The organism is Desemzia sp. FAM 23989, assembly GCF_045528345.1.
Classification (GTDB): Bacteria; Bacillota; Bacilli; order Lactobacillales; family Carnobacteriaceae; genus Desemzia.
Genome location: NZ_JBGQQT010000001.1, coordinates 1 through 17,353, shown reverse-complemented (window position 1 = coordinate 17,353; position 17,353 = coordinate 1). Strand labels below are relative to the sequence as shown.

Sequence of the window (17,353 nt, the reverse complement as noted above, 5' to 3'; positions counted from 1 at the left end):
TTTAGCACAATTTATCTCTTAACAAACGTAAAGTGGCTATACCAAAAGAATCTTTTTGGTATAGCCACTTTATAATGAATGGATTACATGGAACCTTTAAAAATTTGACTGTTTTTGATAAAGTAATCTGCTCCTGAATAAATCGTAAAGAACAGACAAATGTACAACATGACTTCCCCAATAGAAAAAGGCAACAACCCAAATGGAAAATCATTTAACAACAAGAATATGATAGCAAACATTTGAGTATTGGTCTTGATTTTTCCAGGCCAAGCAGCTGCTAAAACTGTTCCGCCTTGTTCAACCAATAGTAAACGAAGCCCTGTTACCGCTAATTCTCGCATAATAATAATCGCAACTACCCAAGCAGGTGCAAGATCTTGTCCTACTAAAATAATCATCGCTGTAGCAACAAGTAATTTATCCGCTAAAGGATCGGCAAATTTCCCAAAGTTCGTAATCAAATTTCTTTTGCGTGCTATATGTCCATCTAGCCAATCCGTAAAACTAGCGACAATAAAGACAAGCGTTCCTACAATTTGAGTCACTTCAATTGTAGATCCTAGAACACTGATTTCTCCCCAATTCAATGGCGCAAGAATGATGAGCATAAAAACGGGAATTAAAATGATTCTGACGACAGTTAATTTATTCGGTAAATTCACTGCAAATCCTCCTTTAAAAAGCAAGAAAGCCTGTGGCACAATACCACAGGACTTCTTACTGTTGGTTTAATTTTGTGTGCTTACTCTTCAGATTCTGTGTCAGATCCTGAAGCATTCGTTTCAAATTGAAGTTCAATTTCTTGGCGTACATTTTCAGAAGCTTCTGGTGCATATTCAATCGCTTGTCCATTCAATTGAATAGTCGTATTTGGAGCACTGCCAATGATCATTACCACAGATTGTGTCCCTGCTGGAACTTCAGCATCCAATGTATCTCCATCACTGACCAATCCTTGTTCTACCATTGATCCATCAGCCGCAATACTTACCCAAGTATCGCCGCCTTCTGCAGCTAAAGTAACTGTGTTGGTTTCTTCAGGACTTGAAATAGAATACACAGAAGATGAGCCAGTAGAAGAGACCAATTCTACACTTGGCGCAGATTCAGATTCTTCTGATTCGCTTTGAGAACTTTCTTCTGCAGAAGATTCTTCCTCTTCTTGAGCTGAACTTTCATTTTCGCTTGAGACGACAGTCGAGGAATCTACCGATATCATATTTTCCGAGTTATTGCTTGCTGAATTAGTTACGGCTACATAAATAGCCACAACGATTGCAATCACCAACAATACGATTAAAATCGTTGGCAAATGGTCTTGAACTTTTTCCAGAAAAGAATCTTGTTTCTTATTCCCTGATCTCGTTTGACTGGAAGATACTTTTTCAACGAATTCTTCATCATGTGTATGTGGAACGGTATCATCGTATTCTTCTAGCAATTGATCTCCGTTTAAACCTACTGTGTCGGCATATTGTTTAATAAACGCTCGTGCATAAAACTTACCTGGCATCACATTGTAGTTGCCTTCTTCAATGGCAATCAAATAGCGTTTTTGAATTTTCGTAATTTGTTGTAAATCGTCTAAAGTATATCCCTTAGCTTTTCGGGCTTCTTGTAATTTTTCTCCTACTTCTGCCACAGAGCTTCTCACCTTCCTATTCTATGAAATTAGTGAGCATATAAATCTCATTCATCTAAGAGTATAACATACCCCTATAATGAGAAACATCTTTTTTGCTGTTTTTTAAGAAATTCCTTAACAATTCTTGAATCTGCTTTTAAAAAAACATCCTTTTTTATCTTAACCAGCCGCCGCTTACCGTAATCGTTTGGCCAGTTAAATACTCACTTCTTTTATCTACTAATTGCTTTACCCAAAAACTAACATCCTGTACATGCCCCAATCTTCCCACAGGAATGTCTTCTTTTAGTGCCTCTAATTCTTCAGGCGTAAAATCTTGGATCATATTTGTCTCTATTGCACCAGGCGCGAGGGCATTTACTGTGATTCCCAGACTGGCCACTTCTTTGCTGTAAGCTTTGACAAATGCCGATTGAGCTCCTTTAGCTGTACTGTACATCACTTCCATTGCACTGCCAGCCTCTCCATAGACCGAACTGATAAACACCACACGTCCAAATTCAGATTTAGCTAGTTTAGTTTGAAGCAGCTGAATAATTTGAATCGGCGTAGTGAGATGAACTGCTAACAAATCGTGTATCTCTGTTACACTTACTTCTGTCAATAAGTGATATTCTGTAAAACCGCTGGCAAATACAACTGCATCTACTTGAAACAAGTTTTCAACGAACTTCGAAACTGACTCTTCTCTTTTCATATCCATCTGCAAGGCAAAAAAGTCCTGTTTGGGAAATTGTTCCTGCAATTCTTTTATCTGTTGTTCTACAGTGTCTCTTCCGTTGTTGTAATGCAAATACAAAGACCAACTATCTTGAGCTAATTCAAAAGCAATCGCTTGTCCGATTCCTCCGCTGGCTCCCATAATCAACGCAAATTTCATGAGCTTATTCTCCTTTAGGCAGAATACTAAATGTACTCATGTGTTCTGATACCATGAACTTAGCTGCTACTTCTTTTATATCTTCAAGTTGAATCGATTCAATGATCGGGACCATATCAAATAAAGTAGCTTCTCCAAACAGCTCTTGGCTGTATTGATTCGCAATATACTCTAAGGAATTCAACGATTGCAAATGCTGCCCAATCATTTTCTTTTTGATTAACATCAAATGCTCTTCATTCAGCTCTGAGCTATCTTTAGCTGACAACAACAATTCTTTAATAGTCTGAGCAAACTTTTCAGGCTCTTTCGTATCACTGCCTATATCTAGAAAATGGAACGACCGCTCCATCGTAAAATCATAGGAAAAGCTGTCATCAATTAAACCAGAATCGTATAAGGCTAAATAATTTTTAGACGTTGTACCGAACAATAAACTCAACAGAATACTCATCTTGGTTTTATAAGCTAATCCGTCTCTTCCAGTTGGAGGCTCTGTTACTCCTTTGACACCGATAATACTTTTAGGACGATTGACAGGCAATGTTATCGAACTGTACGCTTCAATATCCTCAACCGTTTCTTCCAGAAAATAACGTACAATTTCTTTGGGGTCGGCAAATTGTTTGTTCTTTTGATTGTCTCGGATTTCCTGCATCATCTGTTCTGGGTCTAATTTGCCGACAACAAAAAGATTCATGTTGCTGGGGTGATAAAAAGTATGGTAGCTTTCATATAAATCATCCGCTGTAATATCCATGATACTCTCTACTGTTCCAGCAATGTCGATGTGTAATGGGTGTTTAGGATACAGATTCGTCAGTAATCCAAAAAATAGGCGCCAATCTGGTTCATCATCATACATTTGTATCTCTTGAGCAATGATCCCTTTTTCTTTGTTAACTGTTTCCTCAATAAAATAAGGCTCTTGTACAAAATCGATTAACGTCATCAAGTTTTCTTTCACTTTTTCAGTGCTCGAAAATAAATAGCTTGTACGTGTAAAGCTGGTAAAAGCATTTGCTGAAGCGCCAAACTTCCCGAACTTTTGAAAGACGTCGCCATCTTCTTTTTCAAATAATTTATGCTCTAAGAAATGGGCGATGCCGTCAGGAACAGTTGCCATTTCTTCTTTTCCTAATGGTACAAAGGTGTTGTCGATTGAACCATAATTGGTTGTGAATAACGCATGGGTTTTATGAAACTCATTTTTAGGCAGTAAGGTTACCGTTAAGCCGTTGCCCATTGTTTCTGTATAGAGTGTCTCCTGCAATTGGTCGTATTTGATTTTCTTCATTCCGCTGTGCCTCCTGTTAAAAAGAAAGTTGCTTTCAGTTGTACTTCTTTAGCAACAAAAATGACTTCTTCTTTAGTCACTTGTTCAAGTTTTGAAATCCATTCGTCAGTATCAATGACCTTGTCTAATGCTAGTTGATTCGCATATGTGCGTTCAATAACAGAACCTGGATTATCTTCAGATTGAATCACGCTATTTTTCAACATGCTTTTAGTTTGTCGAAAATCTTCTTCCGAAAAATTCCCATTTTGCATTTCTATCAGTTGTTGAGTCACAATCTCTTTTACTTTTTCAACTTCTTTACTATCAATTCCCGTTTGAACGATCATAGTTCCGTTAAAGGTATCTAAAGAACTTGAAGCATAGTAAGCTAAACTCTCTTTTTCACGTACATTCATAAACAACTTAGAATGCGGATAACCACCAAACAGCCCATTAAAAACTTGACCAGCGTAATAATGTTCATCATGGTAAAAAACAGGAGTAGTGTATCCTAAATTATACTTAGCTTGTGTAACTTCTTGGATCTCCATTTGTTGATTCGCAGTCGGTACGGCTTCTTCCCTATAAAAAATGGGAGTTTCCTTCTTCAATCTATCTTCAAACTCAAATTTAGTAAACACTTCGGCTACTTTTTCCTCTGTTACATCTCCTAAAACATATATGTCTATCTCATCATGAGATAATAAATCTTGATAATCGTTAAATAGACTTTCACTGGTAATCGATTTAAGGTCGGATTTCAATCCGATACTCGGCACTTGTTGATTTTCATCTTCAAATAATAAGCGCAGCAAAGCTAATTTAGCATATGTTTGTTTATCATCTAAAAGACTGTCGTAATCATCAGCCAGTTTGGCTTTTTCGCGAGTAAATGTTGTCTTATCGAAGGCATCATTTTCAGCATTTGGATAGAATAAAATTTCTTTCAGAAAATCTGCTGCTTCCTCTAATAAGTTTGATTCCATACTGATAAATTTATCATTTACTATACTCATTCCAACAGAGAAGATATGATAAGAACCTTTTTTGGAAATGGTCGTTCCAAAACCAGCACCGTATAAATCAGACAGTTTTGATCTTAAAGCTGTTTGATTAGGGTATTTTTTACTGTTTACTTCTAACAAACTAGCGATTAGTGTTCTTCTCGTGGCTAATCCTTTCTTCAAAGGTGTTTTGAATTTCAAGCTGATTTGAATCGTTTTATATTTTTTTGTTGGTAATACGTGTAAATGGACCCCTTTTGCTAGGTTCGTCACCATAGTTATTCCTCCTCAATCAAATAAACTGCACTTATTTATCTTAGTTGAAATAGCTTGAAAAATAAAGGGATTGGAAAACAAATAAAAAAAAGTGTTGCAGCTCAATAAATGAACTGCAACACTTTTTTTTGAATGGAAAAAGAGGATGCTGACTTCATGAAAAATGCTCAACGAGTCAAACTATTCTGTTCCACGTTCTTATTTTGACTTGATGTATGTTACACCATTTGCTGCTGGTCCTTCTGATTTTCCGATTACTCCTACTAATACTACAATAGTGATGACGTATGGAGCGATATCTAAAAAGACACTTGGAATGGTATTGATAACTGGGATATAAGAACCGGTAACAGCTAAACTTTGTGCTAAACCAAAGAAAATCGCTGCTCCCATTGCTCCAAGTGGATTCCATTTACCAAAAATCATTGCAGCCATAGCCATAAATCCTTGACCAGCTATGGTAGATGCCGCAAATTGAGAAGAAATCAATTGGGCTTGAATCGCTCCACCCATACCACCTAAAACTCCAGAAATTAACACTCCTGAATATTTCATAGCGTAAACATTGATTCCTAATGTATCTGCTGCTTGCGGGTGTTCACCAACTGCTCTTAGTCTTAGGCCAAAGCGAGTTTTAAATAAGATAAACCAACATAAAACAGCTACCACGATACCAAAGAAAGCTGGTAAATAAGTATTGTTAAAGAATATATCTCCTATTACCGGAATATCCACTAATAGAGGTACATCTGAAATCCCAAAGTTTTGAGAAATAAAATCTGTTTGTCCACGTCCATCATAAAGGATACGAGTCAAAAAGATAGCTAAAGCCGGTGCCATTAAATTGACTACTGTACCTGAGATAATGTGATCGGCTCTTAAATTAACAGTAGCTACAGCATGAATTAAAGAAAATGCTGCTCCGAATAATCCACCGATAATCATACCTACCCAAGGGGTCATATTTCCTAACTGTCCTGCAAAAGAAAGATTAAATACGATAGATGAGAAAGCCCCAATCACCATAATCCCTTCTAATCCAACGTTTACAATTCCACTTCTTTCAGAAAAAGTACCGCCTAATGCTGTTAAGATTAGAGGTGCAGAATACATCAATGCTGAGGAAACTACTAGTTGTAATAATGAAACGATATCCATTTTACTTCACTCCTCCTTTGACATCTTTTTTACCGGAAAATTTATTGATAAAGAATCGAATCAAATAGTTTGCTCCAACAAAGAAGATGATTGATGCAATAACAATATCTACCACTTCAGTTGGTACGCCAGATCCAAGAGGCATACTTGCTCCACCAATTTTCAGTACTGCAAATAATAATCCTGCAAAAACAATTCCGATAGGATGACTCAACCCTAATAACGCCACGGCCATACCATCAAACCCAACATTAGGAATACCTGCTTGAACGAAGATATTGTTAAATGTTCCTAATCCTTCTAAAACTCCGCCTAATCCAGCTAATCCACCACTGATCAGCATAGACAAAATAATATTTTTCTTAGCATTCATACCTGCATATTGAGAAGCAAACGGGTTCATTCCAACAGATCGGATTTCATACCCCATAGTCGTTTTAGTCATAAAGACCCATACTAAAATCGTTACTACAACTGCAATAAACAACCCTGCATTCACACGCGAACCACCAGCTAATTGAGACAACCAATCCATTCGAAGGCTTGCTTGTTCTGGAATACGAGATGTTGCATCTGATGAATCAGTCAACACGTTACGAATCAAATAATTGGTTACATGAAGAGCTGTATAGTTTAGCATAATCGTAATGATAACTTCACTTGTTCCAAAGTAAGCACGCAATACGCCTGCAATACCAGCCCATATTGCCCCAGCTAATACTCCGACAATTACACTAACAGGCAGTAAAATGAATCCTGAAACATCTGGAAAACTAATCGCTACCCAAACGGATACAAGCCAACCCATTAAAGCTTGTCCAGAAAGCCCAATGTTAAAGAAACCAGCTGAATTAGCAATGGAAAAACCTAATCCAATAATAATTAAGGGGCTTGCATAACGCAAAGTTTCTCCAATATAAAAGGGACTTCCTAAAGCTCCGTTTATCATGGATTGGTATCCAGCTATCGGGTCATAGCCAAATCCAAGCATAATGACTGCTCCCAAAACTAATCCCAATACAACAGATAAAATAGGAACCGTCAAATTTGTTAAGGTCTTTTTATTCTCATTTAACATTTGCTGACTCCTTTCCGCTTTGACTTTCTGAAGCTTTTGCTTTTTCTAATGAAGAACCTGCCATTAGCAACCCTAATTCTTGCTCGGTAACTTCTCTAGGATCAACAATTCCTACAATTTTTCCTTCGTACATTACAGCAATACGATCGGATACATTCATAACTTCATCTAATTCAAAACTCATTAAAAGAACAGCTTTTCCATTATCCCGTTGCTCTACTAAACTGCTGTGAATGTACTCTATTGCTCCAACATCTAATCCACGAGTGGGTTGAGCCGCAATCAAGAATTTAGGTTGGCGGGAAATTTCACGTGCAATAATGGCTTTTTGCTGATTTCCTCCTGATAATGACTCAGCAGTACTATTTTCACTTTGTGTTCTAACATCATATTGTTCAATCAATTTACGAGCACTCTCTTGCATAGCATCTTTATTCAAGAAAGTATTCTTGCTAAATGGTTCTTTATAATAAGTTTGTAATGCCATATTTTCATAAATAGTCATCGGTAAAATAAGTCCGTATTTGTGTCGATCTTCTGGTATGTGTCCTAAACCTGTTTCTGTAATCACTCGCGGCGGCAAGTTTTGGATCTCTTGACCTTCTAAAGTGATCGTTCCAGATTCTACTTTTGCTAATCCAGTGATTGCATGAATCAATTCACTTTGACCATTGCCATCAATTCCAGCAATTCCTAGAATCTCACCCGCTCTAACTTCTAAACTTAAGTCTTTAACGGCTTCTAGGCCACGATTTTCTTTTACTACAAGATTTTTTATCGTTAATACCGGATCTTTAGGTTGCGCAGGCATTTTATCCACTTTAAATGAAACAGAACGTCCAACCATCAAGTCTGCTAATTCTTGTTGTGAGGTAGATTTAACATCAACTGTATCGACACTTTTCCCACGTCGAATAACCGTACAACGGTCAGCAACAGCTTTGATTTCTTCGATTTTGTGCGTAATAATGATAATGGATTTTCCTTCTTTGGTTAACGATTTTAGAATATCCATTAATTCAGCGATTTCTTGAGGAGTTAACACAGCAGTTGGTTCATCTAAAATCAAAATATCATTTCCACGGTACAATGTTTTTAAAATCTCTGCTCGTTGTTGCATCCCTACTGAAACTGATTCTACTTTAGCTGAAGGATCTACAAATAATCCATAACGTTCAGAAAGCTCTTTGATTTCTTGTTGTGCTTCTTTTCTTTCCAAGAAACCTAATTTAGTCTTCTCAGTTCCCAAAATAATATTTTCAGTAATGGTAAATTGATCTACTAACATAAAATGTTGATGAACCATCCCAATACCTAATTTAGATGACGCACTAGGAGAAGTGATATGTACCTTTTCTCCATTTACATAAATTTCACCTGAAGTTGGTTCCAACAATCCGGAAAGTATGTTCATCAATGTTGATTTTCCTGCGCCATTTTCCCCTAATAACGCATGAACTTCTCCCTTTTTCACCGTCAAATTGATATTATCATTAGCTTTGAAGCTGCCAAATTGTTTTGTAATGCCACGCATTTCAATAACATTTGCTGTGTCGGGCATGATAATTTCACTCCTTTATTCGTTTGTCTGCTTTTTAAGCTTTAAAGATGGGAACTCACTTTTACATATTTTATCGAATTCTTAAGGTAAATACTAGTATTCATTTATTTAATGAAGATTTTTTTAATCTTTGCATGATAAAAGGGAGCCGTCCAAAAGAATATTTTGGTCGAACCCCCTTTGGTCTTTTTCAATGTATAAATTCTATCTAAGTTCTTATTTACGGGTAGTGATGAATGCCGCTGACATTCAGACTTTTAAACGCGTGAAAACCCGAACTCTTGTATCGATTCACGGTTGCCAAAGAACGTATTTTCCGCCTATCACAATTTAGAGAATAACCATACAGAGTTTTTCGGGTTTTGCACGCTTGCTCTATTAAGAGAAAAATTTATATTTTACGTAATACTGAATGCCAATAATTATTCAGCTGTTACGTCGTCTGGGTTTTCAGGAACTACAATTGTTCCATCAATGATTTGTTGTCTGTAATCTTCAACAGCAGCCCAAGCTTCATCAGTTAAATTGCCTTCAGTTAAATCAACACCGTCTTCAGCTAAACCATAGTTGCTTACTTCTCCACCAGCAAAAGTATCGTCCATTGCTTCGTTAGACATATCTTGAACAACTTGGCCTACACCTTTAAGAGTAGATGTCAGCGTTAAGTTCCCACCATCATAGTTACCTTCATCCGTTTGGTCACGGTCAACACCGATTACCCAAAGTTGTTGATCAGGATTTGCATTCATACGATCTCTAGCTTCTGTAAATACACCGTTACCTGTATCACCTGAAGCGTGATAGATGATATCCGCACCATTTGAGTACATAGCAGCAGCTAATTGTTTCCCTTTAGCAGCATCTCCAAATGATTCAGCGTATTGAACATCTACCGTGATATCTGGATTAATAGCGTAAACACCTGCTAAGAAACCAGCTTCAAAACGGTCAATAACAGCACTTTCTTGTCCACCTACAAAACCTACGTGGTCAGTTTCAGTAGTTGACGCAGCTGCAACACCTGCTAAAAAGGCAGCTTCATGGTCTTTAAACAATACAGAAGCAACATTGTCGGCTTCAATAACGTCATCAATAATCACAAATTTTTGCTCTGGATTTGCACTAGCTACTTCTTCCATAGCTGGTTTTAATTTAAATCCAATCCCATAAATCAAATTGAAATTCCCATTAACAGCTTGGTTTAAGTTAGGTACAAATTCTGAATCTTCATTAGATTGAATATATGCATAACCATTGTTTTCTTCTTTTCCGTTTTCTTCTCCCCAAGCTTGCATACCTTCCCAAGCTGATTGGTTAAATGAACCATCGTCAACTCCACCGATGTCTGTAACCATGATAATAGAAAAGTCTTCCGCAGATCCTGCTTCATCAGAAGTTGTTTCTGTATTCTCAGAGTCTCCTCCATTTCCGCAAGCTGCTAAAACCAAACCTGTTGTTAATCCTAACCCCAATAAACGCTTAATATTGCGATTTTCCACTATAATTTACCCCCGTAAAATATTTTGTAGTTTGAATTGATACTCTACCAATTCATCCTCGCTTTCATATTAACATCATTATTCAAAAAAATAAATAACAAAACGATAATTGAAACCGTTTTTGCTTAAAATCGTTCATTTTTTAACCTTTTTTTAATTCTTGACAAGTTAAGATAAATCGTAACCTGTTCGGAGCCAATCGTTACACATTTTAATTTTGTCTTGGGTCTTCTTCCAGTTCATCTGGTTCTTTTTGCAGATTCACTTTTCTTGGTTTACTTCCTTCAGAAGGTCCCACTATCCCTCTCATTTCCATTTCATCCATGAGACGAGCAGCGCGATTGTAACCTATACGAAAACGCCTTTGCAGCATTGAAATGCTGGCTGTTTCCATATCTACCACTAAAGATACGGCTTCATCAAACAATTCATCTTCTGCCTCTCCAGCCAGAGCATTTTCCGGTTCGTCTGAAGGCATCATTTCTTCAACGTAATTCGCGGACTGCTGAGTGGTTACAAAGGAAACAATTCGTTCAACTTCTGAATCAGATAAAAAGGCTCCTTGGACACGGGCAGGTTTATTTTGTCCCATTGGTAAATACAACATATCTCCACGGCCGAGCAACTTTTCGGCTCCATTGCTATCAATAATTGTTCGGGAGTCCGTACCACTCGAAACTGCAAAAGCAATCCTTGAAGGAACATTGGCTTTGATGATACCGGTAATAACATCTACACTTGGACGTTGTGTAGCCAAAATCATATGCATACCAGCAGCGCGGGCCATCTGTGCCAATCTGGTGATAGCATCTTCTACTGAATTACTTGCTACCATCATCAAATCAGCCAACTCGTCTACAATGACTACAATGAATGGTAATGTAGGCTGGTTTTCTCCATTTTCTGCGTTTTTTTCATGGACATGCTCATTATAACCAGTAATATTTCTCATTCCAGTTGTTGCAAACAATTCATAGCGTCGTTCCATTTCCTCTACTACTTTTTGTAAAGCCTGTGCCGCTTTTTTAGGATTTGTTACAACAGGTGTCAGCAAATGAGGAATCCCGTTATATACATTCAGCTCCACTTTTTTAGGATCGATCATCATCAATTTGACTTCATTCGGCTTGGATTTCATTAATAAACTAGTAATGATTCCATTGATACAGACTGATTTCCCACTACCCGTTGATCCAGCAATCAGCAAATGAGGCATCTTGGTTAAATCGGCTAATGCAATATTCCCCGATATATCTCTTCCTAGTGGAACTTCCAGCATTTTTTCTTTGTTCCCCGCATAATTTTCCATCACGTCTCTGAAAGAGACGACATTTACTTCATTATTCGGCACTTCAATACCAATAAAAGGTTTTCCAGGAATAGGAGCTTCCATCCGAATATCTTTAGCTGCAAGAGAAAGCGCAATATCATCACTTAGATTAACGATTTTACTCACTTTTACTCCAATAGCTGGTTTAACTTCGTATTTCGTGACTGCTGGACCTAGTCTTGCTTTCACTACCTTAGCGTCGACGCCAAAACTGTCAAATGTTTCTTCCAACTTTCTAACATTCTTTTCGACAATTTTGTATTCTCCAGATTGGTCCTGATGCTCTACTTCATTCAACAATGTAAATGGCGGCAACTGATAATCTTCATTTTCTACTTCAGCTGAAATATCAAAATCCAGCGGCACTGCCTCGCCTTGTTCAGATTCTTCAGAAGCCGCCTGCTCCTTATTGACTGAATTACCTTTTGTTGGATTTAGAGATGGATTTTGTTGATAACTATCAATTTCTAACGTTACTTGTTCTGCTTTTTCATGGTTTGCATTCTGTTCTCCCATAGAAGCAGAGTCTGCAAGAGATAAATTTTCTTTCGGCTGAACCGGCTCTTTTGCCTCAGTCTTTTTGACAACTGTTTTTTTTCCGGTTTTTTTGTTAGATTCTTTTCTTGTAGCTTGTTTCTGCCGCGTTTTTTCTTTTACGACTAAACTCACTTCTACTATTTTATGCGCTACAAATTTCAGTCCCGAACGGATATACTCTAACGCTTTTCCAAAAGATAACTGAAAGATAAAGAAGACGCCGATCACTCCTAATACAGCCGAGAATAAGTAGCTTCCCCATTGTGCTCCTAGAAAATAGCTGGCAGCATAAACCAATGCCCCCAACATACCTCCGCCTAAGGGGTGTATCAATTCATTATTGCTTAAATCAACCATAAAAAAGCGTAAGGTAGCTGTGATGACATTGGTCCCAGGTTCCATGAGCCCTGTAAAGAGACGGGTATGCAGGAACAGAAGAATGCCTAAATACAACAAGAACATCCCAACTAAACGCTTATTTTTGAAAGGAGGTTCCTCGCCTTTTAATAGTAAAAACAACCCATACAATCCTAATAAAATGGAGGCTCCCAGATAGGTGTCTCCAACAAAGAATCGAAATGCATTTGCGCTTAATACTCCAATAAAGCCTACACTTGTAATAGAGAATAAACTTAAAATAATAAATATAAATCCAATAACTTCAATAGAGATACTTTGTTTCTTTTTCGTTTTTTTAGTTGTTTTTTTTCTTTTAGTAGCCAACATTTTACCCCTTTCGCATACTCTCTTCCTTATTATACACAAAATTTCGATACTAAGGAATGCGTCAGTTCGATTTGTTATCTCCTTCAGTGTCTTCTCTATTAGTTGACCTTGATTGTGTAACTCGATAAAATAGAAGTGCTTAATAGTCGGTAGAATTTTTCATGTATCGTATCGGACAGAGATGATTCACATCTCTTTTAATTTAAATGGATAAGGGGGTTTTTATAGTGAAAAGTTTTTTCTCACAACTAAAAGGTAAACTGACGGGTGATTCTAAAAGCAATAAAGCTTCGGTCTCTTCTTCCACAACTTCTCCCATCAATCAGCCCATGGATCCAACTACAAGAAAAATCCGCATGATTGTTGAAGGGTTAGTGCAAGGAGTAGGTTTTCGTTATACGACCAAACAAGTTGCTGATCGTATTGGAGTTTCTGGAATCGTACGCAATGAAAATGACGGAACAGTTTATATTGAAGCCAATGGTGAAGTAGACAAAATAGCTGAATTTATTGAAGCTATAAGAAAATCGCCTTCTCCAAGTGCTAACGTTGAACACGTTACTATAGAGGAAGATGCAACTATTGAAGAACGTGTTAAATTTTCTATAAGCAATTGAAATGCTTTATTGAATCCTGTATAGTTATCGTTAGTATTGACTTTTAAACTATACGAAGGATTGTGAAAAATGATAAAGAATAAAAAAGTTCAATTAACAGCAACACTCGCTGGGCTGATGCTTTTCCTTTCGGGATGTATGAGTTACGACACAAATGGGAATCCTACAGGCGTTATTTATGAGTACTTGGTGACGCCCTTACAACAATTGATTATTCGGTTAGCAGACCTTTTTGGAGGCAACTATGGTTTAGCGATCATCGCGATCACCATTATTGTACGAGTCATTATCTTACCAATGAATCTAAGCCAGTCAAAAAAAGCTTTGGTTCAGCAAGAAAAAATGGCTTTAGTAAAACCTGAAATGGATGAAATTCAAGCAGCTTTGAAAAACGCACAAACAAATGAAGAAAAAGCTGAAATTCAACAAGAAATGATGGCATTTTATAAAGCCAATGACATCAATATGCTTGGTGGTATCGGATGTCTGCCTTTATTGATCCAAATGCCCGTGTTTACAGCAATGTATCAAGCGATCAATTTGTCCAATGAAATTGCCAGCAGTACTTTCCTTGGTGTGAATCTGGGAGAATCTTATATTCCATTTGCAATTATTGCAGGAGCGATTTACTTGGGACAAGCCTATGTTTCCATGATGGGAATGACGCCTGAGCAAAAGAAACAATCTCGTACCATGATGTTTATGAGTCCGATTATGATTACAATGATTTCCTTCTCCTCTCCAGCCGGATTAGCTTTATACTGGATCGCTGGTGGAATATTTGCAATGGCACAATCGTTCATCACAAATATGGTTTTCAAACCTAAATTGAAGGCTAAATTAGCAGAAGAGTTCAAAAACAAACCAAAAGTTGAACTGAAAAAAAGACGTCCAACAATTATAGAAGAAAAAGAACCTACTCCACAGACCTCTTACCGAGAGCGCAATAGCAGTCAAGGTAGAAATGCTGGAAAACAACGAAATAAATAATACAACACAGAAAAAAACATCTATCTGCGTACGATAGATGTTTTTTATTTTTCGCCGCATGATTCATTTGAAAAAGCATTTGGGCTGGAAAACCCAAATGCTTTATTCAAATTGATTCAGTTTATCCGTTTAGTTTATCTGTTTCTTTATAAATAGGTAATGTAATTCTAAAAATAGAACCATGGTTTAATACACTGTCTACTGAAATATTGCCTTTATACCCCAACAATAATTCTTTAGCAATAGATAAACCTAAACCATTTCCGCCTTTATGGCGACTTCTGGCTTTATCTACTCGGTAAAAACGATTAAAGATTTTATCCGCATCTTCAGGTGTCATGCCTTCTCCGAAATCTTGGATCGCTACATGAACGAACTTATCATCCGAAGCAATAGATATATGCACTTCATTCCTGTCAGTCGAATATTTAACGGCATTGTCTAGTAATATAATGAGAATTTGTTCTAAGTGATTGCGGTAAATGGAAACGTATATTTCTTCGTCTACATCATCATCTAAATTAAAAACAAAATCAGGATGGATCATTTTAAAGTTGTTGAAATTTTGATGAACCACTTGCTTGATCGGTGTTTTTTCATTTTTGTAATGAATCTCCACTTGTTCTGCACGGGATAAATCCAACATTTCTTGAACCAGTGTCTTCATTCTCCCTATCTCTTGCAAGGAGGCTAAAAGGGATTCATCCAATATTTCAGGATCTTCCTTGCCCCAACGGTTCAATAGTTTCAAATGACCTTCCATAACCGCCACAGGAGTCCGCAGTTCGTGAGAAACATCCTCTACAAATTGTTTTTGTTGTTCAATATACTGCTGCATTTTATCCAACATATCGTTAAAAACTGTTGATAAATAAGCCAGTTCATCATTTGTATCCGATACAGGAATACGAGATTGTGATTGAGTATCTTTGCGAATATCGTTCATAGTGTTGGTCATCGTTTTTATAGGTTTTAAAAATCTGCTCGCCAATAAGAATCCCGTAACGCCACTAAAAAGAAACGCAAATATTCCAATCAAAAACACAGCCGAAATAATTTGATCAGACATATCATGATAATCTTGTAGTGCATTTGTCACGTGCAAATACCCAATCAAAATTCCGTTTTGGCTGGAATAGATGGGTGCAATTCCAGCTATTCCTTCTTTGCCATTGATATCAATCAAATTAACGGTTAATTTTGATTTTGGTTCGAACGAAACATCACTCGGCTTAGACTCAAACAATAACCTTGATGTAGGACTATAAATACGTACAACGACACCTTCTTCACTCATCTCGGCATAGAGGGTGTCTTCGTAATTTCCTGATGGACCAATCAACAGATTACGCTGATCAAAGTTCCCATCTACTTCAGAAGCAGCGGGTGTGTACGTAGGACTTAGCGCTTGATAGACCGTCGCTTTGGTTAATACATCTGATTCAATATTTAGCCGATTCGTTACACCTGTAATAACATCTTTTACATTTTCATCTTCTTGACTCAGCATAATCTGCCTAAAACTGAAAAAGATGGTAACAGAAAATATCATGTACGTCAGAAAAATAGCTATTGCTACGATAATGGACCATTTCCATTTTAGAGAAATCCGCTTAGATGTCTTTGCTTCTTTGTTCCTATTATTAAGGAAGTCTCTCACGAACGCATCACATAGCCTGTTCCGCGCACTGTTTGAATATAACTTTCATGTCCTGGAACATCCAGTTTATTCCGCAAGTAACGAATGTAAACATCTACTACATTTGTTTCTACTTCTGTTTCATATCCCCAAACTTTATTCAGCAAAACATCTCTTGATAACACAACGTTTACGTTTTCCATCAATTCTAAAATCAATTCATATTCACGTTTAGTCAATTCAATAGCTTCTTCGCCTCTGCGAACGATACGATTTTCTTTTTCAACAACAAGGTCGCGATAGCTGACCGTAGTTTGTTTGGTCATATTTTGTTCGCCTTCAATATCGATACGACGCAATAAAGCCCGTAAACGAGCTAATAATTCTTCAATTGCAAAAGGTTTTACAATGTAGTCATCTGCTCCGTGGTCTAATCCAGAAACTCTGTCAATAACCGAATCACGTGCTGTCATCATAATGATAGGTACATTGCTGACTTGACGAATACGGCGACAAACATCGATCCCATTCAATTCAGGCAACATAACATCAAGCAAAATGACATCCCAATGTTCTTTTTCATCTAATGCAGCTTCTAGACCATTACGACCATCGTAACGTACATCGGTTTCGTAACCTTCATGTTTCAATTCAAGTTCCACAAATCTAGCTAAATTCTTTTCATCTTCAATAATCAATACTTTACTCATAGAGGTAATTTCGCTCCTTTTTTTATCCATATCCGTTGACACGCCATTGTTACAATAGCACGATTATTTAAACTTCTCAATGAATTTCTCATTTCTCTTTTACCATTTTACCATAAATTAGAATAAAATGAGAACAACAACTTTCCAAAGTCTCAAATTATTTAGCGAATGGTGATGGAGTCTCCTGTTTAATCCAAAAATGAAAAAATATTTGACACAGCCTGTCTAAAGAGAGCATAGAGAAGGACTTCCTGCTGATGGACCGACCAACTATTCTTTCCCCGTCAATTTAGAGTAAGCCCGATGAAATTAACCGCATAGAAAGCCGGAAATTCTTCCTGTATGATAAGACTATCTTAATCAGAAGGAGGAATTTTTGTTATGCCAAAACAACCCCATCACACCATCGTCCCCGTCTCAC

14 protein-coding genes are annotated in these 17,353 nt (G+C 37.2%); 2 read left to right on the top strand and 12 right to left on the bottom strand.

Annotation, left to right across the window (positions count from 1 at the left end; all coding sequences use genetic code 11):
- Positions 1–83: 83 nt before the first annotated feature.
- From pgsA to ACEN36_RS00025, 10 genes are all read right to left on the bottom strand, one after another.
- The gene (gene pgsA, locus ACEN36_RS00070) at positions 84–665 is read right to left on the bottom strand and encodes a CDP-diacylglycerol--glycerol-3-phosphate 3-phosphatidyltransferase (protein ID WP_407095693.1); all 582 of its coding nucleotides are present in this window, start codon (positions 663–665) and stop codon (positions 84–86) included.
- A gap of 80 nt (positions 666–745) precedes the next feature.
- Positions 746–1,645: a helix-turn-helix domain-containing protein gene (locus ACEN36_RS00065; protein WP_407102225.1), complete on the bottom strand. Its 900-nt coding sequence runs from the start codon at positions 1,643–1,645 to the stop codon at positions 746–748.
- A gap of 157 nt (positions 1,646–1,802) precedes the next feature.
- Entirely contained in the window at positions 1,803–2,528 is a 726-nt protein-coding gene (ymfI, locus tag ACEN36_RS00060; RefSeq protein WP_407125734.1) for an elongation factor P 5-aminopentanone reductase, read from the bottom strand.
- A gap of 4 nt (positions 2,529–2,532) precedes the next feature.
- On the bottom strand, positions 2,533–3,825 hold the full coding sequence (gene yfmH / locus ACEN36_RS00055) for an EF-P 5-aminopentanol modification-associated protein YfmH (protein ID WP_407125733.1): 1,293 nt from the start codon (positions 3,823–3,825) through the stop codon (positions 2,533–2,535).
- Positions 3,822–5,087 carry an EF-P 5-aminopentanol modification-associated protein YfmF gene (yfmF, locus tag ACEN36_RS00050; RefSeq protein ID WP_407095689.1) on the bottom strand — a complete coding sequence of 422 codons (1,266 nt, stop codon included), beginning with the start codon at positions 5,085–5,087 and terminating at the stop codon, positions 3,822–3,824. Before yfmF ends, yfmH begins: the two co-directional genes overlap by 4 nt.
- Positions 5,088–5,285: 198 nt before the next feature.
- Positions 5,286–6,245, bottom strand: coding sequence for an ABC transporter permease (locus ACEN36_RS00045; protein ID WP_407095688.1), 960 nt, complete (start codon positions 6,243–6,245; stop codon positions 5,286–5,288).
- A 1-nt stretch (position 6,246) separates the two neighbouring features.
- Positions 6,247–7,323: an ABC transporter permease gene (locus ACEN36_RS00040; protein ID WP_407095687.1), complete on the bottom strand. Its 1,077-nt coding sequence runs from the start codon at positions 7,321–7,323 to the stop codon at positions 6,247–6,249.
- Positions 7,313–8,884: an ABC transporter ATP-binding protein gene (locus tag ACEN36_RS00035; RefSeq protein WP_407095686.1), complete on the bottom strand. Its 1,572-nt coding sequence runs from the start codon at positions 8,882–8,884 to the stop codon at positions 7,313–7,315. Before ACEN36_RS00035 ends, ACEN36_RS00040 begins: the two co-directional genes overlap by 11 nt.
- A gap of 422 nt (positions 8,885–9,306) precedes the next feature.
- On the bottom strand, positions 9,307–10,383 hold the full coding sequence (locus ACEN36_RS00030) for a BMP family protein (protein WP_407095685.1): 1,077 nt from the start codon (positions 10,381–10,383) through the stop codon (positions 9,307–9,309).
- Between the two features lie 211 nt (positions 10,384–10,594).
- Complete coding sequence (locus tag ACEN36_RS00025) at positions 10,595–12,976, bottom strand: DNA translocase FtsK (protein WP_407125732.1); 2,382 nt, start codon at positions 12,974–12,976, stop codon at positions 10,595–10,597.
- A gap of 329 nt (positions 12,977–13,305) precedes the next feature.
- Here ACEN36_RS00025 and ACEN36_RS00020 point away from each other — a divergent pair, with 329 nt between their 5' ends.
- A complete protein-coding gene (locus tag ACEN36_RS00020) occupies positions 13,306–13,593 on the top strand; it encodes an acylphosphatase (RefSeq protein ID WP_407095783.1) in 288 nt (95 codons plus the stop codon).
- 69 nt (positions 13,594–13,662) lie between these two features.
- Positions 13,663–14,583: a membrane protein insertase YidC gene (yidC, locus tag ACEN36_RS00015; RefSeq protein ID WP_407125731.1), complete on the top strand. Its 921-nt coding sequence runs from the start codon at positions 13,663–13,665 to the stop codon at positions 14,581–14,583.
- A 121-nt stretch (positions 14,584–14,704) separates the two neighbouring features.
- Here yidC and ACEN36_RS00010 read toward each other — a convergent pair whose 3' ends face one another.
- Together ACEN36_RS00010 and ACEN36_RS00005 are read right to left on the bottom strand one after the other, a co-directional pair.
- The gene (locus tag ACEN36_RS00010; protein ID WP_407095682.1) at positions 14,705–16,093 is read right to left on the bottom strand and encodes an ATP-binding protein; all 1,389 of its coding nucleotides are present in this window, start codon (positions 16,091–16,093) and stop codon (positions 14,705–14,707) included.
- Positions 16,094–16,239: 146 nt separating this feature from the next.
- The gene (locus ACEN36_RS00005; protein WP_204210399.1) at positions 16,240–16,932 is read right to left on the bottom strand and encodes a response regulator transcription factor; all 693 of its coding nucleotides are present in this window, start codon (positions 16,930–16,932) and stop codon (positions 16,240–16,242) included.
- Between the last annotated feature and the right edge of the window lie 421 nt (positions 16,933–17,353).

What these genes read in the sequence shown, in the direction of transcription:
- ACEN36_RS00040 (WP_407095687.1), bottom strand. Translation starts at nt 7,323, where the DNA reads ATGTTAAATGAGAATAAAAAGACCTTAACAAATTTGACGGTTCCTATT.
- yfmH (WP_407125733.1), bottom strand. Translation starts at nt 3,825, where the DNA reads ATGAAGAAAATCAAATACGACCAATTGCAGGAGACACTCTATACAGAA.
- ACEN36_RS00035 (WP_407095686.1), bottom strand. Translation starts at nt 8,884, where the DNA reads ATGCCCGACACAGCAAATGTTATTGAAATGCGTGGCATTACAAAACAA.
- ymfI (WP_407125734.1), bottom strand. Translation starts at nt 2,528, where the DNA reads ATGAAATTTGCGTTGATTATGGGAGCCAGCGGAGGAATCGGACAAGCG.
- yfmF (WP_407095689.1), bottom strand. Translation starts at nt 5,087, where the DNA reads ATGGTGACGAACCTAGCAAAAGGGGTCCATTTACACGTATTACCAACA.
- ACEN36_RS00020 (WP_407095783.1), top strand. Translation starts at nt 13,306, where the DNA reads ATGGATCCAACTACAAGAAAAATCCGCATGATTGTTGAAGGGTTAGTG.
- ACEN36_RS00005 (WP_204210399.1), bottom strand. Translation starts at nt 16,932, where the DNA reads ATGAGTAAAGTATTGATTATTGAAGATGAAAAGAATTTAGCTAGATTT.
- ACEN36_RS00025 (WP_407125732.1), bottom strand. Translation starts at nt 12,976, where the DNA reads ATGTTGGCTACTAAAAGAAAAAAAACAACTAAAAAAACGAAAAAGAAA.
- ACEN36_RS00045 (WP_407095688.1), bottom strand. Translation starts at nt 6,245, where the DNA reads ATGGATATCGTTTCATTATTACAACTAGTAGTTTCCTCAGCATTGATG.
- yidC (WP_407125731.1), top strand. Translation starts at nt 13,663, where the DNA reads ATGATAAAGAATAAAAAAGTTCAATTAACAGCAACACTCGCTGGGCTG.
- ACEN36_RS00010 (WP_407095682.1), bottom strand. Translation starts at nt 16,093, where the DNA reads ATGCTGAGTCAAGAAGATGAAAATGTAAAAGATGTTATTACAGGTGTA.